The sequence below is a fragment of the Roseovarius salis genome, from assembly GCF_044472985.1.
Taxonomy (GTDB): domain Bacteria; phylum Pseudomonadota; class Alphaproteobacteria; order Rhodobacterales; family Rhodobacteraceae; genus Roseovarius; species Roseovarius salis.
In genome coordinates, this window is the sequence record NZ_JBISDG010000049.1 from 1 (window position 1) to 23,989 (window position 23,989).

16 protein-coding genes and 1 pseudogene are annotated in these 23,989 nt (G+C 67.2%); 8 read left to right on the forward strand and 9 right to left on the reverse strand.

Annotated features, from left to right (window positions below; translation table 11 throughout):
- A pseudogene (locus ACH13J_RS16090) lies at positions 1 to 329 on the forward strand (organoarsenical effux MFS transporter ArsJ); the annotation flags it as partial.
- A 54-nt stretch (positions 330 to 383) separates the two neighbouring features.
- Here the strand turns inward: ACH13J_RS16090 and ileS are convergent.
- A complete protein-coding gene (gene ileS / locus ACH13J_RS16095; RefSeq protein WP_397544363.1) occupies positions 384 to 3,353 on the reverse strand; it encodes an isoleucine--tRNA ligase in 2,970 nt (989 codons plus the stop codon).
- A 477-nt stretch (positions 3,354 to 3,830) separates the two neighbouring features.
- Here ileS and ACH13J_RS16100 point away from each other — a divergent pair, with 477 nt between their 5' ends.
- Together ACH13J_RS16100 and ACH13J_RS16105 are read left to right on the forward strand one after the other, a co-directional pair.
- On the forward strand, positions 3,831 to 4,241 hold the full coding sequence (locus ACH13J_RS16100; RefSeq protein WP_397544364.1) for a group III truncated hemoglobin: 411 nt from the start codon (positions 3,831 to 3,833) through the stop codon (positions 4,239 to 4,241).
- A gap of 100 nt (positions 4,242 to 4,341) precedes the next feature.
- Positions 4,342 to 5,700 carry an aminotransferase gene (locus ACH13J_RS16105; RefSeq protein ID WP_397544365.1) on the forward strand — a complete coding sequence of 453 codons (1,359 nt, stop codon included), beginning with the start codon at positions 4,342 to 4,344 and terminating at the stop codon, positions 5,698 to 5,700.
- Positions 5,701 to 5,709: 9 nt separating this feature from the next.
- Here the strand turns inward: ACH13J_RS16105 and ACH13J_RS16110 are convergent, their stop codons facing one another.
- The 3 genes from ACH13J_RS16110 to ACH13J_RS16120 form a co-directional block, all read right to left on the reverse strand.
- Complete coding sequence (locus ACH13J_RS16110; RefSeq protein ID WP_397544366.1) at positions 5,710 to 6,387, reverse strand: SOS response-associated peptidase family protein; 678 nt, start codon at positions 6,385 to 6,387, stop codon at positions 5,710 to 5,712.
- A 74-nt stretch (positions 6,388 to 6,461) separates the two neighbouring features.
- A complete protein-coding gene (locus tag ACH13J_RS16115; protein ID WP_397544378.1) occupies positions 6,462 to 7,163 on the reverse strand; it encodes a UTRA domain-containing protein in 702 nt (233 codons plus the stop codon).
- On the reverse strand, positions 7,160 to 8,524 hold the full coding sequence (locus tag ACH13J_RS16120; RefSeq protein WP_397544367.1) for a formimidoylglutamate deiminase: 1,365 nt from the start codon (positions 8,522 to 8,524) through the stop codon (positions 7,160 to 7,162). The genes ACH13J_RS16115 and ACH13J_RS16120 overlap by 4 nt, the downstream gene beginning before the upstream one ends.
- Before the next feature lie 127 nt (positions 8,525 to 8,651).
- Between ACH13J_RS16120 and ACH13J_RS16125 the strand changes: the two genes are divergently transcribed.
- Together ACH13J_RS16125 and ACH13J_RS16130 are read left to right on the forward strand one after the other, a co-directional pair.
- Positions 8,652 to 9,794: a M24 family metallopeptidase gene (locus tag ACH13J_RS16125; RefSeq protein ID WP_397544368.1), complete on the forward strand. Its 1,143-nt coding sequence runs from the start codon at positions 8,652 to 8,654 to the stop codon at positions 9,792 to 9,794.
- A 69-nt stretch (positions 9,795 to 9,863) separates the two neighbouring features.
- A complete protein-coding gene (locus ACH13J_RS16130) occupies positions 9,864 to 10,562 on the forward strand; it encodes a lipoyl protein ligase domain-containing protein (protein WP_397544369.1) in 699 nt (232 codons plus the stop codon).
- 7 nt (positions 10,563 to 10,569) lie between these two features.
- Here the strand turns inward: ACH13J_RS16130 and ACH13J_RS16135 are convergent, their stop codons facing one another.
- The 3 genes from ACH13J_RS16135 to ACH13J_RS16145 form a co-directional block, all read right to left on the reverse strand.
- Positions 10,570 to 11,415, reverse strand: coding sequence for a fumarylacetoacetate hydrolase family protein (locus tag ACH13J_RS16135; RefSeq protein ID WP_397544370.1), 846 nt, complete (start codon positions 11,413 to 11,415; stop codon positions 10,570 to 10,572).
- A gap of 89 nt (positions 11,416 to 11,504) precedes the next feature.
- Positions 11,505 to 12,683: an aminotransferase class I/II-fold pyridoxal phosphate-dependent enzyme gene (locus ACH13J_RS16140; RefSeq protein ID WP_397544371.1), complete on the reverse strand. Its 1,179-nt coding sequence runs from the start codon at positions 12,681 to 12,683 to the stop codon at positions 11,505 to 11,507.
- Positions 12,684 to 12,760: 77 nt separating this feature from the next.
- Positions 12,761 to 13,765, reverse strand: coding sequence for an NAD(P)H-binding protein (locus ACH13J_RS16145; protein WP_397544372.1), 1,005 nt, complete (start codon positions 13,763 to 13,765; stop codon positions 12,761 to 12,763).
- Between the two features lie 118 nt (positions 13,766 to 13,883).
- Between ACH13J_RS16145 and ACH13J_RS16150 the strand changes: the two genes are divergently transcribed.
- Both ACH13J_RS16150 and ACH13J_RS16155 read left to right on the forward strand, forming a co-directional pair.
- On the forward strand, positions 13,884 to 15,680 hold the full coding sequence (locus tag ACH13J_RS16150; RefSeq protein WP_397544373.1) for a BamA/TamA family outer membrane protein: 1,797 nt from the start codon (positions 13,884 to 13,886) through the stop codon (positions 15,678 to 15,680).
- Positions 15,680 to 19,408, forward strand: a complete 3,729-nt coding sequence (locus ACH13J_RS16155) for a translocation/assembly module TamB domain-containing protein (RefSeq protein ID WP_397544374.1) — start codon at positions 15,680 to 15,682, stop codon at positions 19,406 to 19,408. Before ACH13J_RS16150 ends, ACH13J_RS16155 begins: the two co-directional genes overlap by 1 nt.
- Here ACH13J_RS16155 and ACH13J_RS16160 read toward each other — a convergent pair.
- Complete coding sequence (locus tag ACH13J_RS16160; RefSeq protein WP_397544375.1) at positions 19,402 to 20,328, reverse strand: hydrogen peroxide-inducible genes activator; 927 nt, start codon at positions 20,326 to 20,328, stop codon at positions 19,402 to 19,404. The two genes, ACH13J_RS16155 and ACH13J_RS16160, sit on opposite strands and share 7 nt — an antisense overlap.
- A gap of 224 nt (positions 20,329 to 20,552) precedes the next feature.
- Here ACH13J_RS16160 and katG point away from each other — a divergent pair, with 224 nt between their 5' ends.
- Complete coding sequence (gene katG / locus ACH13J_RS16165; protein WP_397544376.1) at positions 20,553 to 22,727, forward strand: catalase/peroxidase HPI; 2,175 nt, start codon at positions 20,553 to 20,555, stop codon at positions 22,725 to 22,727.
- Between the two features lie 163 nt (positions 22,728 to 22,890).
- Here the strand turns inward: katG and ACH13J_RS16170 are convergent, their stop codons facing one another.
- Positions 22,891 to 23,886, reverse strand: a complete 996-nt coding sequence (locus ACH13J_RS16170; RefSeq protein WP_397544377.1) for a zinc-binding dehydrogenase — start codon at positions 23,884 to 23,886, stop codon at positions 22,891 to 22,893.
- Between the last annotated feature and the right edge of the window lie 103 nt (positions 23,887 to 23,989).

A 23,989-nucleotide genomic window follows, 5' to 3' on the forward strand; every position in this document is an offset into this window, starting at 1 on the left:
TGGCCGCCGCGGCCGCGCTGGCAGGCGCGCCGACCGCGTGGCTTACCGCGACGCTGGTTGCCGGGCTACTGGCCTTCGGCGCAGTTTTTGCCGTCAACTCCTCGCTTCACTCCTACCTCGTCCTCGCCTTCTCGCGGGACGAGCGGGTGACGATGGATGTGGGTTTCTACTACATGGCCAACGCCGGCGGACGCCTGCTGGGCACGGTGCTGTCGGGACTCACCTACCAGGCCGGCGGGCTGGCGCTGTGCCTTGCCACGGCGGCCGCGATGGTGGGGCTCAGCGCGGCCGCCGCCGGGCGGCTGCACCCGGCCACGAGCCCGGCCTGACCCGGCCCAAGGCCGCGGGGGCCAAGAAAATTCGCGAATTTTCTTGCGCCCGGCTCAGCCGAGCGCGGCGTTGCAGCGCGCGCAGGTGCCGGGGTGCTTGTGCGTCCCCACATCGGGCAGGATCTTCCAGCAACGCTGGCATTTCTCGCCCTCGGCGGTTTCGAACACCACCGTCACGCCCGCGACCTCCGGCAGCCTGTAAGCCTCTGCCGGGCTGGGGTCGCCGGTCAGCCAGATGCCCGAGGTGATGCAGACATCCTCGAAATTCACCGATTTCAGGGCTTTCAGCATCTCGGGGTCGTCAACGTGCACCACCGGCGCCGCCTCCAGCGAGGCGCCGATCACCTTGTCGCTGCGCTGCACCTCCAGCGCCGCGGTCACCACCCGGCGGGCGCGGCGCACCTGCGCCCATTTCTGCGCCAGCGGCTCGTCGAGCCAGTCGGCCGGCGTGGCAGGGATGTCGTTCAGGTGCACCGAGCTCTCATCGCCCGGGAACCGCTCCAGCCAGACCTCCTCCATCGTGAACACCAGCACCGGCGCCAGCCAGGTGGTCAGACGGTGGAACAGGATGTCCATCACCGTGCGCGCGGCCCGCCGGCGCGCGGTATCGCCGTCGCAATAGAGCACGTCCTTGCGGATGTCGAAATAGAAGCTCGACAGCTCCACCGTCGCGAAGTTGAACAGTTTCTGGAACACCCCCTGGAAGTCGTAGGCGTCATAACCACTGCGCACCTCGTGGTCGAGCTCGGCCAGCCGGTGCAGCACCCACCGTTCCAGCTCGGGCATCTCGGCGGGGTCCACCCGGTCGGGCTCGGTGAAGTGCGCCAGTGCCCCCAGCATGAACCGCATGGTGTTGCGCAGGCGGCGATAGCTGTCGGCCACGCCTTTCAGGATCTCCGGCCCGATCCGCAGGTCGGCGGTGTAGTCCGACTGCGCAACCCACAACCGCAGGATGTCGGCCCCGTACTGGTTCGTCACGTCGTCCGGCGCCACGGTGTTTCCGAGGCTCTTGGACATCTTGTTGCCCTTCTCGTCGAGCGTGAACCCGTGGGTCAGAACCCCGCGATAGGGCGCATGCCCGATCGTCCCGCAGGCCTGCAGCATCGAGGAATGGAACCAACCGCGGTGCTGGTCGGTCCCTTCGAGGTAGAGATCGGCCAGCCCGTCCTCGCTCCCGTCCTCGCGGTCGCGCAGCACGAAGGCATGGGTCGAGCCGGAATCGAACCACACGTCGAGAATGTCGTCGACCTTTTCCCAGTCGGCGGGGTCGTAATCCTCGCCCAGGAACCGCTCCTTGGCGCCAGGCTTGTACCACGCATCGGCGCCCTCTTGCTCGAACGCCTCCAGAATGCGCGCGTTCACACGCGCGTCACGCAGCAGGAAATCGGGGTCGGTGGGCTTGGCGCCCTTTTTCGTGAAACAGGTCAGCGGCACGCCCCACGCCCGCTGGCGCGACAGCACCCAGTCGGGGCGGTGCTCGATCATCGAATACAGCCGGTTGCGCCCCGATCGCGGCGTCCATTTCACCCGGTCGATCGAGGTCAGCGCGCGCGCGCGGATCGTGGTGCCGCACGCATCCTGCCCGTCGCCCACCGCGCGGTCGATGCTGGCGAACCATTGCGGCGTGTTGCGGTAGATGACCGGCGCCTTGGACCGCCATGAATGGGGGTAGGAGTGCTTGATCTTGCCGCGCGCCAACAGGCCGCCGACCTCCGCCAGCTTGTCGATCACCGCCTTGTTGGCATCGCCCTCCTTGCCGTTGGGCTTGAGGATGCGGGTGCCGCCGAAGAACGGCAGGTCAGCGCGGAAGCTGCCGTCATCCAGCACGTTGTAGGTGATCACCTGGTCGAGCATACCCAGCTCCTGGTAGAGCAGATACTCGTCCATGCCGTGCGAAGGGGCGCAATGGACGAAGCCGGTCCCCTCCTCGTCGGTGACGAAATCGGCAGCGCGGAAATCGCGCAGGTCGTCCCATTCGCCGTTCGATCCGGCGGCCCCGGCGAGCGGGTGCTTTAGCGATAGCTGTTCTAGCTGTAAGCTACTTACATCTCCGACGCGGCGCCACATGCCATCATCAAGTCTGGCTTTTGCCATGACACCCGCCGCAAGTTTGTCAGCAAGGATGTAGTGGTCGCCTTTACTTGCCCAGCACTCGTCAGGTGTGTCTAGAACCTCATAGAGGCCATAGGAAATGTCTTCGCCGTAGACGACCGCCTTGTTTGAGGGGATCGTCCAGGGTGTTGTTGTCCATATGACGACAAAAAGTTGGTCTAGATTTTCGGCGAGACGCGTGTGGAAATCGACGGTTTCCGTTTCACCTGCCGGCACATTAAATACGCCGCTAGCCACGGGAAACTTCACCCAGACGGTGAAGCTCTCCTTGTCGTGATACTCCACCTCCGCCTCGGCCAGCGCGGTCTTTTCCACCGGCGACCACATCACCGGCTTGGACCCGAGATAGAGCGTGCCGGTCATCAGGAATTTCTGGAATTCCTCGGCGATGATCCGCTCGGCGCGGTAGTCCATGGTCAGGTAGGGCTGCGCCCAGTTGCCGGTCACGCCCAGCCGCTTGAACTCGTCTCGCTGCACGTCGATCCAGTGTTCGGCGAATTTCCGGCATTCCTGCCGGAAGGCGACGATGTCGACCTCGTCCTTGTTCTGGCCCTTCTCGCGGTACTGCTGCTCGATCTTCCACTCGATGGGCAGGCCGTGACAGTCCCAGCCGGGGATGTAGCGCGCATCGCGCCCCAGCATCTGCTGGCTGCGCACGACCATGTCCTTGAGGATCTTGTTGAGCGCGTGGCCGATATGAAGGTGCCCGTTGGCATAGGGCGGGCCGTCATGCAGGATGAAGGGCTCCCGGTTGCCCTGCTCGGCCGCCTTGTCGCGCAGCCTGTTGTAGATACGCAGCCGGTTCCAGCGTTCCAGCCACGCGGGCTCTCGCCTGGGCAGGCCCGCGCGCATCGGGAAATCGGTTTTCGGCAGGTTCAGCGTGTCTTTGTAATCGGGCGTGTCGGCACACATGGGTGACGTCCTTTGTCACTTGGGTGGTGTCAGATCTGGGAGAGAGGGCGGCGCGGTAGCCCGTACGCCTTGTCCCGGCCGCTCCGTGCTCAGAGCGCCGGGCATGTAATTCGAATGACGATCGTGAAGGGCTGCGTCATGCCGCGCCTTATAGGACGGGCGCCCGGCGGCGTCCAGTGGCAAGGCCGGGCCGTTCAGCACCCGTTTTCCGCGCGGAAAACGGGCAAGAAAACGTGCATTTTCTTGGCACGGAATTTCCCGACATTCCGGCCCGCGCATCGACGCGCCACATCTCCCGGACCCGGAAAATTGCAATTTTCCGAAGCGGAATTTTCGAAAATTCCGGCCGCGGGGCCGCCACCATGCCGGCATCCTGATCCCTGCAACGCGGGCGGCGCCGCGCCGAATCGGCATGCTGCGCGCCATCACCCCCGACCGCCCCTTGCAACGCCGCGCGGCGGGGGGCATCTGTGGCCCATGGCCACCGCCCTGCCCCCGCGCTTCGACATCACCCGGCCCGAGATCGAGCGGGTCGTCGCCGAGTTCTACGCGCGTGTGCGCGCTCATCCCGGGCTCGCCCCCGTCTTCGCCGTGCATGTCACCGACTGGCCCGCGCACGAGGCCAGGGTGGCAGATTTCTGGGCCAACACCATCCTGCACGAACGCGGCTATGACGGCACGCCGGTGCAGGCGCACGTTCAGGCAGGCAACGTCAAGCCCGGCATGTTCTCGACCTGGCTGGCGCTCTTCGATGCCGTTCTGAAGGACGAGCTGCGCCCGGATCAGGCCGCCGCATGGTCCGCGCTCGCCCACCGTATCGGACGCTCGCTGCGCGCCAGCGTCGTGGAACGCGAAACCCACGCCGGCGGCGTGCCGAAGCTGCGTTAACCCTGCAGGGGGATTTGCAGCCGCGCGTGCTTTCGGTCTATTCAGGACGCGGCGGCGGCTGTCCCGCGCCGCCAACCGGTCCAACAGGAAAGACGCGCCCATGACGCCTGCTCCCAACTCTCCAGAAGCCCGCGATATCGCCTATCACTTCCACGCCTACACCAACGCCGCCACGCACCAGACGCACGGCCCGCAGATCATGGAGAACGGCGAAGGCGTGTTCGTCTTCGACAACCACGGCAAACGATATGTCGAGGCGATGGCAGGCCTGTGGAGCGTCGCGGTCGGCTTTGGCGAGGAACGGCTCATCGCGGCGGCCGAGGCGCAGATGCGCAAGCTGCCGTTTTATCACAATTTCGCGCACCGCTCGCACGATCCTGCGATCGACCTCGCCGAAAAGCTGGTGTCGATGGCGCCCGTCCCGATGTCCAAGGCGTTCTTCACCAATTCCGGGTCCGAGGCCAACGACACCGTGATGAAGATGATCTGGTACCGCTCCAACGCGCTCGGCCAGCCGGAGAAGAAGAAGATCATCTCGCGCCATCGCGGCTATCACGGGGTCACCATCGCCTCGGCCAGCCTGACGGGGTTGCCCAAGAACCACCAATCCTTCGATCTTCCGATCCCGCAGGTGCTGCACACCACCTGTCCCCATTACTGGAAGGAAGGGCAAGACGGCGAGGGCGAGGAGGAATTCGCGACCCGCTGCGCCGAGGACCTGGACACGCTGATCCGGGCCGAGGGGCCGGACACCATCGCCGCCTTCTTCGCCGAGCCGGTGATGGGCGCAGGCGGCGTGGTCGTGCCGCCTGCGACCTACTGGGACAAGATCCAAAAGGTGCTGCGCCAGTACGACATCCTGCTGGTGGCGGACGAGGTGATCAACGGCTTCGGGCGAACGGGCAACATGTTCGGCTGCCAGACCTACGGCATCGAACCCGACGCGATGGTGCTGTCCAAGCAACTCACGTCCAGCTACATGCCGTTCTCCGCCTTTCTGCTGAACGAACGCTTCTACTCCCCAATCGCCGAGGAAAGCGGTCGCATCGGCGTGTTGGGCCATGGTTTCACCGCGGGCGGGCACCCTGTCGGCGCGGCTGTGGCGCTGGAGAACATCCGCATCATCGAGGAGCGCGGGCTGGTCGAGAAGGCCGCCACGACTGGCGCATATTTCCGCGACCGGCTCCAGCAGTTTGCGCGCCACCCGTTCGTCGGCGAGGTGCGCGGCGTGGGTCTGATCGCGGCGCTGGAACTTGTGCATCCCGAGCGTGACGACCTCGACCCCGGCACTCTGGGCGCCGCGATGAACCGTTTGCTCTACGAGCGCGGCGTGATCTCGCGCGCGATGATCGACGCCATGGCGTTCTGCCCGCCGCTCATCATCGAGAAAGAGGAGATCGACCTGATCATTGACGGGGTCGCCGACGCGCTTGCCGCGCTGGAAAAGCACGCGTTCTGAGCCACCGATCTAGGAGGGGTCCGCCGTCACCCCCTCGCCCTTTCGCACGATCCGCATCCGTCCCGCCGGGAAGGGGCGCATGAGTTGCGCGGCCTCGTCGGGGTCACCACGGAGCCATGTTTCGTGGTCCGCCGGAGCGATGATCACCGGCATCCGGTCGGGATGAACCGGGCGGACAAGCTCATTGGGCCCGGTGGTAATGATCGTGTGGGTGTCGATCTCCACCTGCTCGCCCCGGTATTGGCCACGGAACCGGCGCCACATCCCGGCAAAGGCGAACAGCGGGCGTGCATCGCCGTCGTCGCCGGCCAGCCCGAACCAGTAGAACGTTGCCGGGTTGCGTCCCTTGGCCTCGGCGAAAGACGTTGCCGGGACAAGGCAGCGCCGCGCGTCGAAGCTGTCCGCCCAGAACCGCGAATGCCGCACCTTGTCATCGCGGGCGTTGTTCACCGCCTTGGGAAGGATCGGTTTTCCGGTCTTCTTGGAGACCTGCGGCAACAGGAAACCCCAGTGCATCGCCACCAACTCGCGCGTGCCGTCACCGTCCAGCCGGACCACCGGTGCCGAATAGCGGGGGTAGATGGCCGGCAAGGGGGCGAAGTTGCCCAGCCTGTCACGAGCGGGCGCCACGTCGAAGAGCTGGCGCATGGCCTCTTGCGTGGTGGTGTTGGAATGCAGGTTGCACATTCCACCGATGCTATCATCAGGTCCAGCAGCGGCAAGCGGTACGGTCAGACGGGCCGCACCTGTTGCTCCCCTCTTCACAGGCTGGTCTGCATCCGGTAGCCGGGCCGGAAGTACTGGCGCACCGCCGTTATTGGCCGCTCCCCGTCAAAGGTGATCCGTTCGATCACGAAAATCGCGGCCCCCGGCGCGCATCCCAGGTGGCCGGCGACGTCCGCGCCCGCGGCCGTCGCCGAAAAGGTGATCTCGCCGTGGGTGAAGGGCCTGTTCAGAACGAGCCATTCGTTTCCGCTGACATGGCGAAAATCCTCGATTCCGGCGGCCGGAACGGTCGTCACGTCTATCCAGCGGTCCTCGTAAACGAAGGGCGCACCATCAGCCGTCTGCACGGATGTCAGCCGGACGAAGTCATCGCCCGCCGGGGCCTGCATCCGGGCACGCAGGTCCTCTGGCGGGGTTGCGCGCGCAAGGCACAGCCGCTCATAGCCGTAAACATGGCCGAGCCCCTCGATCTCCTTCCGGATGACGGGGATGCTCAGCGTCGCCTTGCGCACGGGGTGCAGGGCCACGCGCGTGCCCGCCTTGCGCCGCCGTTCCAGCAGGCCTGCCTCTGAAAGGCTGCGCAGGGCACGGTTCACGGTCGCGCGGGCACAGCCGAATTCCTCAGCGAGGTCCTGTTCGTTGGGGATCAAGTCGCCCGGCGCCCAGATACGGGCGTGGATGCGGCGCCGCACCTCGGCCTCGACGGCCTGCCAGCTCTTGCGTTCGGTCTCGATCAGATCGCCTCGTTCAACTCTGCCATCGCGTTCGCGTAATCCCGGCGGATGGACTCGTGTTCTATGTGCCGCCCCTCGTGGACAAGGTGGCGGCCGGCCGACCAGACATCACGCACCAGGCGGTCATCGCCCGCGAATATGTAACTGTCGAGGATCGCGTCCCCCGACCGGCCCTGCAGGTCCACGGCCCCGCCATCAAGCGAAACGAGATCGGCCCAGTTGCCCGGCGCGATGCCGCCCGGTCCGCGCCCGGCCGCCTGCGCCCCGCCGGCGACGATGCTTTCGAACAGGCGCCGGCCGGTGGACAGCCCCGCCGTGGCCAGCGCCGCGCGGCACCGATCCCGCAGGCGCTGCGAATACTCAAGGGTGCGCAATTCCTCTGACAAGGCGATGCGGATGTTGCTGTCCGAGCCCACGGCGATCCGGCCACCGGCGTCCATCCAGCGCACGCCGTCGAAGATACCGTCGCCCAGGCTGCTTTCCGTGATCGGGCAGAGACCGGCCACGGCCCCAGTTGCCGCGAGGCCCCGCGTTTCCCCCGGTTGCATCTGGGTGCAATGGATCAGGCACCACCGCGGGTCCGGGACGACGTTGTCCAGCAGCCATTCCACCGGGCGCGCACCCCATGCCGCCTGGACCTCTTCAACCTCTGCCGCCTGTTCGGCAAGGTGCATGTGCACGGGCCCGTCCCCGGCCAGCGCCACCGTGTCCGTTAATTCCTCTGGGGCGACGGCGCGCAGGCTGTGCGGCGCGACGCCAAGGCGCGCATCCGCCGGCAGATCCCGCATGGCCGCGCCCGCGGCGGCGTGCAGGCATCCAAAACTGTCCGCATCGTTGCCGAAACGCACCTGCCCCGGCCCAAGCGCGCGCTTGTCGCATCCGCCATACCGGTAATACACGGGCAGGAGCGTCAGGCCGATACCTGTCCGGGCGGCCGCCGCGGCAATGCGCGCGCTCATCTCGGCGGGATCGTCATAGGGCGTCCCGCCGGGTTGGTGATGCAGGTAATGGAACTCGACATTCGTGGCATAGCCCGCCTCCAGCATCTCCATCTGGACAAAGGCGGCGATGCGCTCGACATGCCCGGGCGTCAGCCGGTCGAGGAACCGGAACATCAGCTTGCGCCACGTCCAGAACGAATCGCCGTCACCGGGACCGCGCCGCTCGGTCATCCCGGCCATCGCCCGCTGGAAGGCGTGGCTATGGGCATTGGCAGGCGCCGGCAACAATATGTCCAGCCGCGTTCCGGCGGGCTCTTGACCGGCCAGGACCGACGAGATGCGGCCATCCCCGCCGATCTCGACGGCCACGTTCTGCCGCCAGCCATCGGGGGTAAGCGCGTCGCGGGCCCAGATCGTCGGCATGAATACGTCCTCATGTTATTATGTGCATACATAATAACACCGCAGGATCGGGGCGCAAGCGAAACGGTATTTACGGACCGCCCCGTTGGCGGTAGGCCGGATGAACGGGGGCCGGAGGGCCACAAGGATGCACGCAAACCCGTTCACCGAGGCCGAGCTTGCGCGGCGCCTGGCCGAAACGCGCCGGGAAATGGCCGCGCGTGGGTTGGATGCGGTGCTGCTGAGTGCCCCCGAGAACATCTTCTACCTGATCGGGCTGGATCACTGGGGATATTTCGCACCCCATGTCCTGATCCTGCCCGCCGAGGGCGAGCCGGTGCTGGTCACGCGCCAGATGGAGCACGTGGTGGTCAACAACCAGGTCCGTAACGCGCACTTCATCGGCCACGACGATTCCGAGACGGCAGCCGATGTCGTGGCGCGCCACCTGTCGGGGCGTTACGCGGGCAAGGCGGTCGGGATCGAATCGTGGTCGTCGGGCCTGTCGCACGGTACGGGCCTGCAGATCACGCGAACCGTCGCCGCCGGAACGTGGCAGGATGTGACCGGGATGGTCGACCGCTTGCGGCTGGTGAAATCACCCGAGGAGCAGGCCCTGATGCGCGCGGCTGCCAAGGCCGCGGATGCCGGCACGCAGGCCGCGATTGCCGCCCTCGGCGACGGGGTGCCCGAAGCCGAGGTCGCCGCCGAAAGCCTCGCCGCGATGACCCGAGCGGGCGGGACACCGCCCGGCTTCGGCCCGTTCATCCGCCCCGCCGCGCGAATGGCCGAGGAACATACCAGTTGGGGCGACGGCGTACACCGCGAGGCCGCCTTCCTCGAAATCGCGGGATGCGTCGCGCGGTATAACGCACCGATGGGGCGGCTGGTGCACATTGCAAGCATATCCGACGAGGACGCCCGGATGGCCGAGCTGTCCAAGCGCGCCTTTGCCGCCGCGCTGGACGCGCTGCGCCCAGGCGTGCGGGCACGCAATGTTTATGACGGCTGGCAGGCTGTCGTGGACGCCGCGGGCATGACGGGCTACCGCCGGCATCACTGCGGCTATCTCGTCGGAATCGGGTTTCCCCCTTCATGGACCGGCGGGCCCCGTGTCACCGGCCTGCGCCACGACTCCGACCTGATGATGGAGCCGGGCATGACCTTCCACCTGATGTCGTGGTTCACGGAAACCGGGCGCGGCAATTTTTTCGTCTCCAACACGGTGCTCCTGCAAGCCGACGGCGCAGAGGTTCTCAACGAAACGCCATTCGGGCCTCACCTGGTCTGAATGCGACTTGACGGCGCGGTCGGCCCGGCCTTTAGTAGCGGATCGTCAACCTTGGGGAGCGCCTACGCCGTGACAGTGGCAGTCCTGGATACGGCACCGGACGGGCTGTCTGCCGAGATGGCCATGCTGGACGCCGTGGCGGCGGGACGCGCGGCCTCGTCGGCCCTGCTTTGGACGTCGCGCGCGCCTTGGCTGGTGCTGCCGGAAAGGTTGACCCGTTCTGACAGCTTCGACGCCGCGGCCGCAGACAGCGGCACCGCCGGCTGGCCGGTCACCGCGCGCAGAACCGGCGGCGGCATCACGCCGCAGGGGCCGGGCGTTCTGAACCTTGCGCTGGCCTTCCGCGTCGCGCCCGGAAAGGCCCGCACGATCCGCGACAGCTATGACGAGATCTGCAACCCCCTGGTCGAGGCATTCGCGGCGCTAGGGGTCGACGCGGCGGCCACGCCCGTCAACGGCAGCTTCTGTGACGGCGAGTACAACCTCGCCGTGGGCGGGCGCAAGATCGTCGGCACGGCTCAACGGTGGCGCGGCGCGGCCTGCTTGGCCCACGCGCTGATCCTTACAGATATCGTGCTCCCACCCGCTGTTGCCGCGGTGCAGCGGCTGAGTGACGGTCTGGGGCATTCGGACGTTTTCGCCCCGGATGTGCACTGCCGTCTCGCCGACGTCGCGACGGTGGAGGGCGACGTGACCGACGCCGCCGTGCGCAGCATAAGAAAAGCCGTGGAGCGGCGTGGCTACGAGAGTTGGCCATGCGGCGCGTGACGCGCTCTCAGCCTGGCGCGACCACCTCTTGCCGTTGCGCGCCAAGCCCCGCAACGGCGAGTTCCATCACGTCGCCCGGTTTCAGGAACCTTTGGGGATCCCGCCCCATTCCCACGCCCTCCGGTGTGCCGGTGGCGATGATGTCGCCGGGCTGCAGCCGCATGTAGCGGCTCATGTAGCTGATGATCTCGGCCACCGAAAAGATCATGTCGGCGGTGCTGGAGTTCTGCATGACCTCGCCGTTCAGTGTCAATGACAGCGACAGCGCCTGCGGGTCTGGCACCTCGTCCGCCGTTACCAGCCACGGACCAGCGGGGCCGAAGGTAGGCGCCGACTTGCCCTTTATCCACTGCCCCTTGCGCTCGATCTGGAACTCGCGCTCGGAGACGTCGTTGACGACGCAGTAGCCGGCGACGCAGTCAAGCGCCTCCTTCTCCGGCACGTAGAGCGCCTCGCGCCCGATGACCACGCCAAGCTCGACCTCCCAGTCGGACTTGACCGACCCGCGCGGCAGGACCACGGGATCGTCCGGCCCCGACAACGCCGAACTGGCCTTGGAAAACAGGATCGGTTCGGGCGGCGGCGTGGCGCCGGTCTCGGCGGCATGCTTGGCATAGTTGAGACCGATGCAGAAGAAGTTCGGCACCCATGACAGGCATGGGCCGATACGGCCCGGCGTCTCGATCACGGGCAGGATTTCGGGGTCGATCGCGCGCAGCCCGTCCAGGGCCGTCAGGGACACCGCCGGCCCGGCCAGATCGGGCGCGTGTGCCGACAGGTCGCGCACGCGACCGTGATCATCGAGCAATCCGGTCCTTTCCTCCCCCACGGGACCGTAGCGCAGAAGTTTCATGGCCTTGTCCTCCCTGGAGCCTCGGTTCCGCACGCGGCGGCCCGGGCCGTGATAGGCTGGCCGGCGCCGCTTGACAATCCCGCCATCGCCTAGCTGCCGGGCAGCACCGCCGCGATCCGGCGGATCGCCTCGCGGATGTTATCGGTGCTGTTGGCATAGGACAGGCGCAGATATCCCTCTCCCTGCGCGCCGAAGGACGTGCCCGCGATCGTGGCCACGCCCGCCTCTTCCAAAAAGAGATCCTGCGCCGCGCGCGCGGTCAGGCCCGTGCCCTCGATGTTGGCAAACGCGTAAAAGGCGCCCCCGGGATCGGGGCAGCGGACACCAGGCAGCGTGTTCAGGTCGCGAACGATGACCCGGCGGCGCGCCTCGAAGCTTGCCAGCATCTCGCGCACCGGTTCCTGCGGCCCGGTGAGGGCCGCGATACCGGCATGCTGCGCGGCAGCGTTCACGCAGGAATGATCGTTGATGCACAGCCGCGTGACATACTCGACCGCCTGCGCCGGCCATACCGCGTAGCCCAGACGCCAGCCCGTCATCGCGTATGTCTTGGACCAGCCATCGAGCAGGATCAGCCGGTCGCGGATCTCGGGATACTGAAGAAGGCTCACATGCTCGCGCCCGTCATAGAGCATCCGGGAATATATCTCGTCCGACAGGACCGCCACGTGGGGGTGGCGCTCCAACCCCGCGACCAGCTTGTCGATCTCGGCCCTTGGGGTCACCCCGCCGGTCGGGTTCGCGGGGCTGTTGAGGATCAGGAGCCGCGTGCGGGGCGTGATCCGATCGAGCACGTCCCCCGCCGACAGGGCAAAACCGTTTTCCTCGCGCAACGGGACGGGCACCGGGGCCGCCCCGCTGTACCGGATGACGGACTCGTAAATGGGAAAACCGGGGTCGGGGTAAACGATCTCGGAACCGGCCTCGCCAAAAAGGCTGGCAGCAAAGAACATGGTCGGCTTGCCACCCGGGACGATCACCACCTGCCCGGGATCCACGCTTGCCCCATGGCGGCGGTACAGGTCATCGGCCACGGCGGCGCGCAGCTCCGGCAGGCCGGTCGCGGGTGTATAGCCGTGATGACCGTCGCGCAGCGCCCTGATCCCGGCCTCGACGATATGCGGCGGCGTCTCGAAATCCGGCTGGCCGATGCCGAGATTGATGATGTCGCGCCCCTGTCCTGCCAGCGCGCCCGCCCTCGCCAGCACGGTAAAGGCCGACTCGGTGCCGAGCCGCGCGGCGCGGGCGGCAAACTGCAACTCTGCCATGGGATGCCCCTTCTCCCCGTTTTTTTGCCCCGGGTCACGTGCTAGCGCAAGCGCGCGCCCAAGAGAACGCCGCCACCTCAGAAAACGGCGTGATCGCCTCTGTTGACGCTGGTTTCGCCACGCACCAGCCGGGCGTAGAAATCAAACAGCGTGTCTTCGCCGAAGGACGGTGTCGCAGCGGCCGAATACCGCCCGGTCCGTGAATCGCGTACCAGCATGGATTCGGTCGCGTAGTAGCGGCCGATACGGGCAAGCTCGGCCTTGGGGCGCAGACGTGGCGCCACGTGCCCCGCCACGGTCAGTCCAGCCACGATGCCATTCATCAGCGCCACGGGCACGCGTCGAAAGCGCGGCTCTGTCTGCAGGAGTTCAAACAGCCGTTGCCCCATGTCCAGCGGCGTCAGGGCTGGCCCCGGCCCGCCGACCGGCAGGGTGCGATCCCACCGCAGGGGATCGTCAAGGCACCCCGCGATATAGCGCGCGAGGTCGCGGTCGCTGATGGGTTTGCACGCGGTGAGCCGGCCATCCCCGAACAGCAGGTAGGGCTTGCCCGCCCGAAGGCGGTCCAACTGGCCGCTGAGGGACTTGAAATAGGCGGTCGGGCGGATGATGGAATGGGTCATGCCGCTGTCCATGAGTGCCCGCTCGAAAGCCAGCTTGGCATGCTGGAATTCCAGTTCGGGCTTTTGCACGCAAATCGCCGAAAGCAGCACGAAATGCCCCACCCCGGCCGAGTGCGCCGCGGACAATGCATTCAGATGGGCGCGATGGTCTATCGCCCATGCATCCTCGGGGGTCCCGGTGCGAGAGGCAAGGCAGGACACCACCGCGTCGAACGGCTCGCCGCACAGCCCGTCGCGGAAGATCGAGGCCGGGTCCGTCACGTCACCGAACCGCACCGCCGCCGCGCACGGCAGGCCCCGACGCGACTCCCGCGCAGGGGTGTCACGCACGAAACACACGACCTCGTGCCCCGCCGCCAGCAGCGCGTCGCAGGTGGCCCGACCGATCGTGCCTGTCGCACCGAGCAGGAGCACGCGGCGGGCCTGCCCCGGGGCCGGCTGACGCTTCTTGCCATTCATGCGCCAAGACTAGGCAACTTGGCCCGCCGGAAGAAGCCCGAATTGGGTGCATCGCGACGCTTGCGGTGGTCAAGGCCGCACGGGGATGAAATGATACAACGACTAGGGGGATTTCTGCGTGCGCGATTCTCGAAACAGACTGCGCGGTTTTCTGGTCATGGCGTGCCTGCTGCTGGCGAGGGCGGCACCGGCCGCCGAGGTCGTGCTGCAACTCCCGCAGGAGACGCGGGGCCTCAACGGGCATCTGCGCGATGCCTCCTTGTCCGTCGAGACCGCGGCGCGCGAAGATGCCGGCCCTCAGGACATTCTCGCCGCGGCCCGGGCCGACTATGCGCGTCTTGCCGGCGCGCTCTACGAAGTGGGCCGTTACGGTGCCGTGATCAGCATACGCGTCGATGGGCGTGAGGCGGCGGAGATCTCTCCGCTGTCGGAGCCGGCACGGGTCGGCCGGATCGTCATCCGCGTGCAACCCGGCCCTCTCTTCACGTTTTCGAGGGCCGAAGTCGCCCCGCTGGCCCCCGGCACCCAATTGCCCGAGGGCTACCGGCAGGGTGCGCCCGCCTTCAGCGGCGCCGTGCAGGACGCGGCCGAGGCCGGGGCGGGGCGTTGGCGCGGGCTTGGCCACGCCAAGGTCGAGATCGCCGACCAGCGCGTCACCGCCGATCACCGGGGGGCCCGGCTGTCTTCCGAAATCGTGCTTGCGCCGGGCCCGCGCCTGCGCTTCGGCAAGCTGCGGATCATGAGTGACTCTGCCGTGCGCCCCGAACGGCTTCGCGCCATCGCCGGCCTGCCCGCGGGGCAGGTCTACTCGCCCGCCGAGGTCGAGATGGCCAGCCGCCGCCTGCGCCGAACGGGCGCCTTCACCTCCGTCGTGCTCGAGGACGCGGACGATATCGGCCCCGGCGACCGGCTCGATGTCGAGGCAACCCTCACCGACGCCAAGCCGCGCCGCTTCGGTTTCGGGGCCGAGCTTTCCTCGCTGGAGGGGCTCACGCTCAGCGGGTTCTGGCTGCACCGCAACCTCATGGGCGGCGCGGAGCGCCTGAGGATCGAGGGCGAGATCGGGGGCATCGGCGGCGACTCGGGCGGGATCGACTACTCTCTCTCGACCCGTTTCGAACGCCCCGCCACCTTCACCCCCGATACCGACCTCTTCCTGGAGGCACGGGCGCAGGAGCTCGACGAGCCCGATTACCGCGAACGCAGCCTGCGCCTCGGGGGCGGTCTTTCGCACATATTTTCCGACGATCTGACCGGCGAGGCCGGGCTGGCCTACCAGCTGTCCGACATCGACGATGACCTCGGCTCTCGCCGCCTGGAGCACCTGCTGCTGCCCGCGCGCCTGACCTATGACACCCGCGATGACCCGCTGGATGCGACGGGCGGCGTCTTTTACGACCTTGACGCGACGCCGTTTGCGGGCCTCGACACCGACAGCCTCGGCGCGAGGCTCCATTTCGACGCGCGTACCTATTGGGCGTTCGGGCGCAACGACAGGATTGTGCTGGCAACGCGAGGACAGCTTGCCACCGTGGCAGGGGCCGGGCTGGCCGAGGTGCCGCCGGACATGTTGTTCTTTTCCGGCGGCGCGGGCACGGTCCGCGGCCAACCCTACCAGTCGCTCGGCGTTGACCTCGGTGGCGGCAGAAAGATCGGCGGCCGCTCCTTCGCCGCCGCATCCATGGAGTTGCGGGCCAAGCTGCGCGATGCGTGGTCCGTCGTCGGGTTCGCCGACGCCGGCTTTGTCGGATCGGACAGTTGGTGGGGCAATCCAAGCGACACTCATTACGGTGCCGGGCTCGGCGTGCGCTACGATACCGGGCTCGGCCCGATCCGCGTCGACCTTGCAACGCCGCTCGACAGCGACGCGGGCGAGGATTTCGAGCTGTATATCGGTATCGGACAGGCCTTTTGATGCGCTGTTTACATCTCATAATCCTTTGCGCGGTCATCGCCCTGCCCGCCGCGGCGCAGGATCAGCCCGGCAACGGCAAGACCTTCCTCGAAGGGCTGATCGAGGACGCGCTTTCGGCCGATGCACGCACCGTGACCGTCACGGGTTTCGAGGGCGCGCTGTCGTCGAACGCCACGCTGGAGCGGATGACGATCGCCGACGCGCGAGGGGTATGGCTCACGCTGGAGGATGCCTCTCTCGTCTGGTCACGCACCGCCCTGTTGCAGGGGCGGCTGGACGTGGAGGAACTGACGGCCGCCTCGATCGACCTGGCCCGGCTACCGGAGGGCGAAGAACGCCTGACGCCGGAACGCGCCGAGGCCAAGCCCTTTGCCCTGCCCGATCTGCCCGTCGCCGTCTCGATCGGTACGCTTCGCGCGGAGCGCGTGCGGCTCGGCCCGCAGGTTCTGGGCGAGGAGGCCGTGCTCCGTGTCGAAAGCAGCCTCGAGTTGTCGGGCGGCACTGCCGACGCGGCACTGGATATCCGCCGTGTCGGACGGGCTGACCGTATCACCCTCGACGCCGCCTTCTCGAACGAAAGCCGCCGGTTGGGCATCGACCTCGACTTCGACGAGGCCGAGGGCGGGCTCGTGTCGCATCTGCTGCGCGTGCCGGGACGGCCCGCTCTGCGGTTGCAGGTCACCGGCGATGCGCCGCTGTCGGAATTCGAAGCACGTGTCGCGCTTTCCTCCGACGGGGAGCGCCGCCTTGCCGGTCCGGTCCGGATCGAAGCCGCGGAGGCGCCGGGCGGCACCCGTTTCTCTGCGGATCTCGCCGGCGACCTGAGCCCGCTCTTCGGGCCCGATCTGCACCCGTTTTTCGGGCGGACGTCGAGGCTGCGCCTGGCGGGGCTGCGCGCGGGAGACGGCCGGCTGACCGTTGAAGAGATGCTGCTCAGGACAGGGGCAATGGAAATCGCGGGCTCTTTCGCGATCGCCCCGGACGGTCTGCCGGAGCGGATCGACGTGGACGGCCGGATCGGGAACAACGGGCGTTTGCGCCTTCCAGTGGCAGCACCGGTAACGCATGTCCGCCGTGCGACCGTTTCCGTCGACTACGACGCGGCACGGGGTGACACGTGGCAGGCCGCCGCGAACGTTGCCGGGCTGGAAAGCGGTGCCCTGACCGTTCGAGAGGCCGAAATCGACGGAACGGGAAAGATCACCCGGGGGGACGGGGCAACGGTAAGCGGCGAAATCTCTTTCGGTGCCGAAGGCGTCGGCCACGGGGATCCGGCGCTGGATCGCGCGATAGGTGACGCGCAGCGTGGACGTGCGGCGGTATCGTGGGGACGCGGCGGCGCCTTGCGGGTTGAACGGCTCGATATCACCGGTGGCGATGTCTCGCTGTCGGCGCGGGGCATCATCGAGGGCGTCGCGGACGGGTTCCCGGTTGAGGGCCGTGCCGTCCTGCGCAGCGCGGATCTGGGCCGTTTCGCGCCTCTGGCGCGCCGGGATCTGGGCGGAACCGCCAACGCGGCCATCGAAGGTCGCGGCACACTGCTGGGCGGGGCGTTCGATGTCGTGGTCGCGGCCTCCACGACCGATTTGCGCACGGGCGTGTCCCGGCTCGACCCCTTGCTCACCGGGCGCAGCACGCTCGACATCGCCGCCGCGCGCGACCAGGCGGGCACCAGGCTGGACCGGTTCTCGATACGCAACGGTTCGGTTTCTGCCGACGCGGCGGGTCGGCTGGACGCACAGGCCGGGATGTTGGCATTGACGGCAGAAGTATCCGATCTGTCACTTGCCGAGCCACGTCTCCAAGGACCCGGCAAGATCGACACGCGCCTCGGGTGGGAGGCCGGTGGCCCCCTGGTCGTGTCACGCCTGCACGCGGAGGCAGTTGGCGCCAGCCTCGACGCCAGCGGCACGGTGCTCGTCAGCGATGCGGATCTGCCGGCACAAGGAAAGCTCACGCTCAAGGCCGGGGACCTGTCCCGCCTGTCGGCGCTCACCGGGCAGCAGCTGGCGGGGCAGATCGACCTTGAGGCCGAAGGCGCGGGGGCGCTCCGTGGTCGGCGGCTCGATGCACGGCTATCACTTGAGGGTGCCGGGGTGCGTACCGGGATGGCGCAGCTCGACAAGGTGATCGCGGGCGATATCACCTTCGACGCCGATCTCGCCTACGGTGACGGCCTGCCATCGGTGAACAAGCTCGCGCTGGTCACGCCCCGCCTGAGCGCGAAGGCATCCAACGACTCGCCGGGCGCGCCAGTCGAGCTGAGCGCACGGCTTTCCGATCTCGCGGTTGTCGCCCCCGGCTTCGACGGGCCCGCCCAGGTCAACGGCACGGTGCGCTTTGCCAAAGACGCGCGACAGGCGGCAGACGTTGACCTTGGGTTCGCGGGGCCGGGCGAAACGTCGGCCCGGATAACGGGGGAAATCCGCGATGCCGGCAGAACGCTTGATCTGGGGATCACCGGCCAGGCGCAACTCGCGCTGGCAAACGGGTTCATCGCCCCGCGTTCCGTCAGCGGCCCCGTGCGGTTCGACCTGCGCGTGCAGGGCGCGCCGCGGCTGTCCTCCTTGTCCGGAACCATCGGCACGAACGGCGCGCGCGCCGCGTTGCCGGCCTTGAAAACCGCGCTGACCGATCTGGGCGGCGAACTCAGGCTGGATGCCGGAGAGGCGCGCCTGAACATTACCGGAAACGCCGGCAAGGGCGGCGGTTTTCGGCTGCAGGGACCGATCTCGCTGTCAGCCCCCTACACTGCCGCGCTCGCGCTGGATCTGTCAGAACTTGGCATCCACGATCCCTCGCTTTACGAAACCGAGGCGAGCGGGCGCGTCACAGTGGACGGGCCGCTGACAGGCGGGGCCCGGATCGCGGGCGCGGTAACGCTCGGCCGGACCGAGCTGCGCGTTCCCTCGGCAGCGCCCGGCGGGCCGGGAATGCTGGGGGGCATCCGCCACGTGGCGGAACCCGCCGCGGTCCGCCGCACGCGGGAACGGGCCGGGCTGATCCAGACCGCGAAACGTGGCGCGACCGTGAGCTTCCCACTGGACCTGCGCATCAACGCGCCGAATCGGATTTTCGTGCGCGGCCGCGGGCTCGACGCGGAACTCGGCGGTCAACTGCGGCTCGGCGGCACAACGGCAGACGTCAACGCAAGCGGCGTGTTCAACCTGATCCGGGGCCGGATCGACGTGCTGACCAAGCGGCTCGACCTGACCGAGGGAATCGTCGACCTGCGCGGCGCGCTCGATCCCTATCTGCGTTTCGTGGCACGAACCGAAACCGACGAGTTGTCGGTAAATGTCGTACTGGAGGGGCCGGCCAGCGCACCCGAGGTGCGCTTCACCTCCAGCCCCGATTTGCCGCAGGAAGAGATCCTTGCCCAATTGCTGTTCGGACGCAGTTTCGACAGGATGTCGGCCTTTCAGGCGGCCCAACTCGTGAGCGCGGCGGCAACGCTGTCCGGCAGCGGCGGCGTTGGTTTCACCGGCCGGCTGCGTGACACTTTCGGGCTGAGCGACTTCGACGTGACCTCGACCGACGGGGGGGCGACGCGCTTCACCGCCGGAGCGTATATTTCGGAGAATATCTATTCAGAGGTGTCCGCCGACAGCGAGGGTAACAACCAGATCAATCTCAACCTCGATCTGAGCCGTTCGCTCACCGTAAAGGGCAAGGCCAGCAACGACGGGGACACCGGGATCGGCATCTTCTTTGAAAAGGACTACTGAGCCGGCGGCACCGCAGCCCCGTCCGCGCCGTGGGCACGGCCCGCCGCGCGCACGTCATCGGCGATGCGGCGCAGGTGGGAATCCAGCGGGCTGCTGCTGCGCCAGATCATCCCGACACGCCGGACGGGCTGCGGCCCGACGAATCGCGCCAGCGCCACGTCGGCCGACCGCGTTTCGACCGGAACGGCCATTTCCGGGATAAGCGTCACACCCATCCCGGCGCCAACCATCTGCACCAGCGTCGCGAGAGAGCTTGCATCCAGCCCCTCGCGTGACAGGGCGGACCGAATGTTGCAAAACGACAGCGCCTGATCGCGGAAACAATGGCCCTCCTCCAGCAGCAACAGCCGCATCTCGCGCAGGGTGTTTGCGTCCGGCACGGGTTTGTCGGCGTCCCCCGCCGGCCGAACCAGCACGAAACTTTCCTCGAACAGCATCTCCTCGGTCAGCGCCTTTTCCGATACCGGCAGCGCCACGATGGCCGCATCGAGCCGGCCGTCGCGCAGTTCCTGTATCAACCGTTCGGTGAGCGTTTCGCGGACATGAATGTCCAACCCCGGATGCGAGGCCGACAGCGCCGCGATCACGCGGGGCAGAAGGTAAGGCCCGATCGTCGGTATGACACCAAGACGCAAACGCCCCGCCAGCCGATCCCCGCCGGCGCGCGCGATGTCGCCCAGCTCATCCACGGCGCCGAGGATGCCGTGCACGCGCGATGCCACCTCCACCCCGACCGCGGTGAGGCGCACATGCCGCGCGCCCCGCTCGAAAAGCGCTGCGCCGAGTTCCTCCTCCATTTCCCTGATCTTCACCGACAAAGCCGGTTGCGAGATCGCGCAGGCCGCGGCCGCGCGGCCGAAATGGCCGTGCCTTGCGAGGGACTCGAAATATCTCAGCTGCTTGAGACTGATATTTGTCATAATTTTTTATTATCACTACCATCCAAAAATTCAACTTAAAGCAATTACCGGTCCTTGTTAGAATGATTCCACAATGATTGCGAATACGGCATGCTGCAGGTCTTGCAGCGGGCTATAGATGGTTGTGCGGTCACCTGCCGTTGCTTACCTGACGCCGGGGACGAATACACGGGCGGGCGCGGCGTGCGGCCGGGTCCGCGAAGCAAGCCACCAAGGAGAGAGCTATGGACGGAAACGACATGAAGACTTCGGGAAAGTGCCCCGTGATGCACGGCGGACTGACCCATACGGGCATCGACAACATGGACTGGTGGCCCAATTCGCTGAACCTCGACATCCTGCACCAGCACGACACCAAGACCGATCCTATGGGACCGGGCTTTGACTACCGCGAGGAACTCAAGAAACTGGATGTCGAGGCACTCAAGAAAGACCTCGTCGATTTCATGACCGACAGCCAGGACTGGTGGCCGGCCGACTGGGGCCATTACGGCGGCCTCATGATCCGGATGGCATGGCACGCTGCGGGCACCTACCGGTTGGCGGACGGCCGCGGCGGCGGCGGCACGGGCAACCAGCGCTTCGCGCCGATCAACTCCTGGCCCGACAACGGCAACCTCGACAAGGCACGGCGCCTGCTCTGGCCCATCAAGAAGAAGTACGGCAACAAGGTCAGCTGGGCGGACCTGTTCATCCTCGCCGGCAACGTTGCCTACGAATCGATGGGCTTCAAGACATTCGGCTTTTCCTTCGGTCGCGAGGATATCTGGCACCCCGAGAAGGATACCTACTGGGGCGCCGAGAAAGAGTGGCTGGCCCCTTCCGACACCCGCTACGACAACGTCGAGAACCCCGCGACGATGGAAAACCCGCTCGCGGCGGTGCAGATGGGCCTGATCTACGTCAACCCCGAGGGCGTGAATGGCGAGCCCGACCCGCTCAAGACCGCCGAGCAGGTGCGCGAAACCTTTGCCCGTATGGCAATGAACGACGAGGAAACCGTGGCCCTGACGGCCGGCGGCCACACCGTCGGCAAGACCCACGGCAACGGCGACGCCGCCAATGTCGGCCCAGAGCCCGAGGCGGCAGACGTCGAGGAGCAGGGACTTGGCTGGATGAACCACACCACGCGCGGCGTTGGCCGCGACGCCGTGACGAGCGGCATCGAGGGCGCGTGGACGACCAACCCGACCAAGTGGGACAACGGCTATTTCCACATGCTGCTGAACCACGAATGGGAGCTCAAGAAGAGCCCCGCGGGCGCATGGCAGTGGGAACCCGTCGACATCAAGGACGAGGACAAGCCCGTCGACCCCGAGGACCCGTCCGTCCGCCGGACGCCCATCATGACGGACGCCGACATGGCGATGAAGATGGACCCCGAGTACCGCAAGATCTCCGAGCGGTTCTACAACAACCCCGAGGAGCTGGACGACGCGTTCGCGCGGGCATGGTTCAAGCTCACGCACCGCGACATGGGCCCCAAGGCACGCTATGTCGGCCCCGAAGTGCCCAAGGAGGACCTGATCTGGCAAGATCCCGTCCCGCAAGGCCCCACCGGGTATGACATCGGCGCGGTCAAGCGGAAAATCGCGGAAAGCGGGCTGTCGCTGTCTGAGATGGTCGCCACGGCGTGGGACAGCGCCCGAACGTTCCGCCAGTCGGACATGCGTGGCGGTGCCAATGGTGCGCGCATCCGTCTCGCGCCACAAAAGGACTGGGAAGGCAACGAGCCCGAGCGGCTGCAGAAGGTGCTTTCCGTGCTCGAACCGATCGCCGCCGAGACCGGCGCCAGCGTGGCCGACGTGATCGTGCTGGCCGGGAATGTCGGCATCGAGCAGGCGGCACGCGCCGCGGGCTTCGACGTCGACGTGCCGTTCGAGCCCGGCCGCGGCGACGCCACGGACGAGATGACCGACGCGGAATCCTTCGAGCCGCTGGAACCCGTGGCAGACGGCTACCGCAACTGGCAGAAAAAGGACTATGTCGTGCAGCCGGAGGAGCTGTTGCTCGACCGGACGCAGCTTCTGGGGCTTTCCGCGCCCGAGATGACGGTCCTGCTGGGCGGGATGCGTGTGCTTGGCACCAACCATGGCGGCACCAAGCACGGTGTGCTGACCGATAACGAAGGTGCCCTGACCACGGATTTCTTCGTCAACCTCACCGACATGGCCAACAAGTGGGTGCCGGCAGGTGACGGAACCTATGAAATCCGCGACCGCGCCACCGACGCGGTCAAGTGGACGGCCACGCGCGTGGACCTGGTATTCGGCTCGAACTCGATCCTGCGGGCCTATTCGGAACTCTACGCACAGGACGACAGCCACGAGAAATTCGTAAAGGACTTCGTGGCAGCCTGGACCAAGGTGATGAACGCCGACCGCTTCGACATCGCCTGATCGTCGGAGCTCCAAAAAAACATGCGCGGCCGGGACATCCCGGCCGCGCCTTGCATTTTTCGGGGTCGGCGGGTTGAGTCAGCCGCGCCGGTGAACCACGCCAAGGACGGCCAAAGGTAAACACCGGTGGTCCATCCGCTCACCCGCGGCGCGGGGCCATCCCCTAACCCATCCGCAGCGTGACCTTGCCCACCGCCTGCCCGCTTTCCAGGAAGCTATGCGCGTGGCCCGCATCCTCCATCGCGAACGTTTCCGCGTGGTGGACCTGCAGCTTGCCGGCCTCGGCCAGCGCCAGCGCCTCGCGCACGATCGCCGCCTGCGCGCGCAGCGGCCCTTCCAGACCCAGCCACATCGGCGTCAGCATCATCACGTTGAGGATGTCGAGATTCATGTTGTAGGCGGTCATGTCCTCGTCGTCGGGCGCGATCCCCATCAGCGTGACAACCCGGCCGTAGGGCGCCATCGCAGCATAGCTCCGCGTCATCGCCGCCTCACCCACATTGTCCAGCGCCACGGCCAGCCCGCCCGACCAGTCCCGCGCGGCCTCCGCGAAATCCGTCTCGCGGTAATTGATCGCCAGCTCCGCGCCCAGGTCCTCGGCCAGCCGCGCCTTCTCCGGCCCGCTCACCGTCGTGGCCACCCGCGCCCCGCGCAAGGCGGCCAGCTGGATCGCCACATGCCCGGTGCCGCCCGCCCCGGCGTGGATCAGCACATGCTCGCCCTCGGCCAGCCGCGCCCGGTCATACAGCGCCTCCCAGCCGGTGATCGCCACCAGCGGCAGCGCGGCGGCGGTCAGGTCGTCCACGCCCTCCGGCACCTTCGCCAGCTGCCATTCGGGCACCACCGCCGCCTCGGCATAGGTGCCCGGCGCCCCGCCGACCCCGCCATTGCAGAAAGCCACCCGGTCGCCCACGGCGACCTCCGTCACCTCGGCGCCCACCTCTTTGACCACGCCCATCCCGTCATGGCCCGGCACGAAAGGCCCCGCGTCGATATAGCCCCCCAGCTGGCGGAAGAACGTGTCAGCGGGGTTGAGCGCGGCAGCCTTGAGCTCCACCAGAACATCCCCCGGCCCGCCGGGCCAGGCCAGCGCGACATCCTGCAGTTTCATGACCTCCGGCCCGCCCCGGCCGGTGATGACGACAGCTTTGGTTTTCATCTCACGCCCTCACTCGGCCGGATGGGATGTCGCACCGGGGTGCTCGTTCGCGGGGTCGGGCCAGATCCCCTCGATCCGCACGTCGTTCTGCTCCAGCAGCGGG

What these genes read in the sequence shown, in the direction of transcription:
- ileS (WP_397544363.1), bottom strand. Translation starts at nt 3,353, where the DNA reads ATGTGTGCCGACACGCCCGATTACAAAGACACGCTGAACCTGCCGAAA.
- ACH13J_RS16100 (WP_397544364.1), top strand. Translation starts at nt 3,831, where the DNA reads ATGGCCACCGCCCTGCCCCCGCGCTTCGACATCACCCGGCCCGAGATC.
- ACH13J_RS16105 (WP_397544365.1), top strand. Translation starts at nt 4,342, where the DNA reads ATGACGCCTGCTCCCAACTCTCCAGAAGCCCGCGATATCGCCTATCAC.
- ACH13J_RS16110 (WP_397544366.1), bottom strand. Translation starts at nt 6,387, where the DNA reads ATGTGCAACCTGCATTCCAACACCACCACGCAAGAGGCCATGCGCCAG.
- ACH13J_RS16120 (WP_397544367.1), bottom strand. Translation starts at nt 8,524, where the DNA reads ATGCCGACGATCTGGGCCCGCGACGCGCTTACCCCCGATGGCTGGCGG.
- ACH13J_RS16125 (WP_397544368.1), top strand. Translation starts at nt 8,652, where the DNA reads ATGCACGCAAACCCGTTCACCGAGGCCGAGCTTGCGCGGCGCCTGGCC.
- ACH13J_RS16135 (WP_397544370.1), bottom strand. Translation starts at nt 11,415, where the DNA reads ATGAAACTTCTGCGCTACGGTCCCGTGGGGGAGGAAAGGACCGGATTG.
- ACH13J_RS16140 (WP_397544371.1), bottom strand. Translation starts at nt 12,683, where the DNA reads ATGGCAGAGTTGCAGTTTGCCGCCCGCGCCGCGCGGCTCGGCACCGAG.
- ACH13J_RS16145 (WP_397544372.1), bottom strand. Translation starts at nt 13,765, where the DNA reads ATGAATGGCAAGAAGCGTCAGCCGGCCCCGGGGCAGGCCCGCCGCGTG.
- ACH13J_RS16155 (WP_397544374.1), top strand. Translation starts at nt 15,680, where the DNA reads ATGCGCTGTTTACATCTCATAATCCTTTGCGCGGTCATCGCCCTGCCC.
- ACH13J_RS16160 (WP_397544375.1), bottom strand. Translation starts at nt 20,328, where the DNA reads ATGACAAATATCAGTCTCAAGCAGCTGAGATATTTCGAGTCCCTCGCA.
- katG (WP_397544376.1), top strand. Translation starts at nt 20,553, where the DNA reads ATGGACGGAAACGACATGAAGACTTCGGGAAAGTGCCCCGTGATGCAC.
- ACH13J_RS16170 (WP_397544377.1), bottom strand. Translation starts at nt 23,886, where the DNA reads ATGAAAACCAAAGCTGTCGTCATCACCGGCCGGGGCGGGCCGGAGGTC.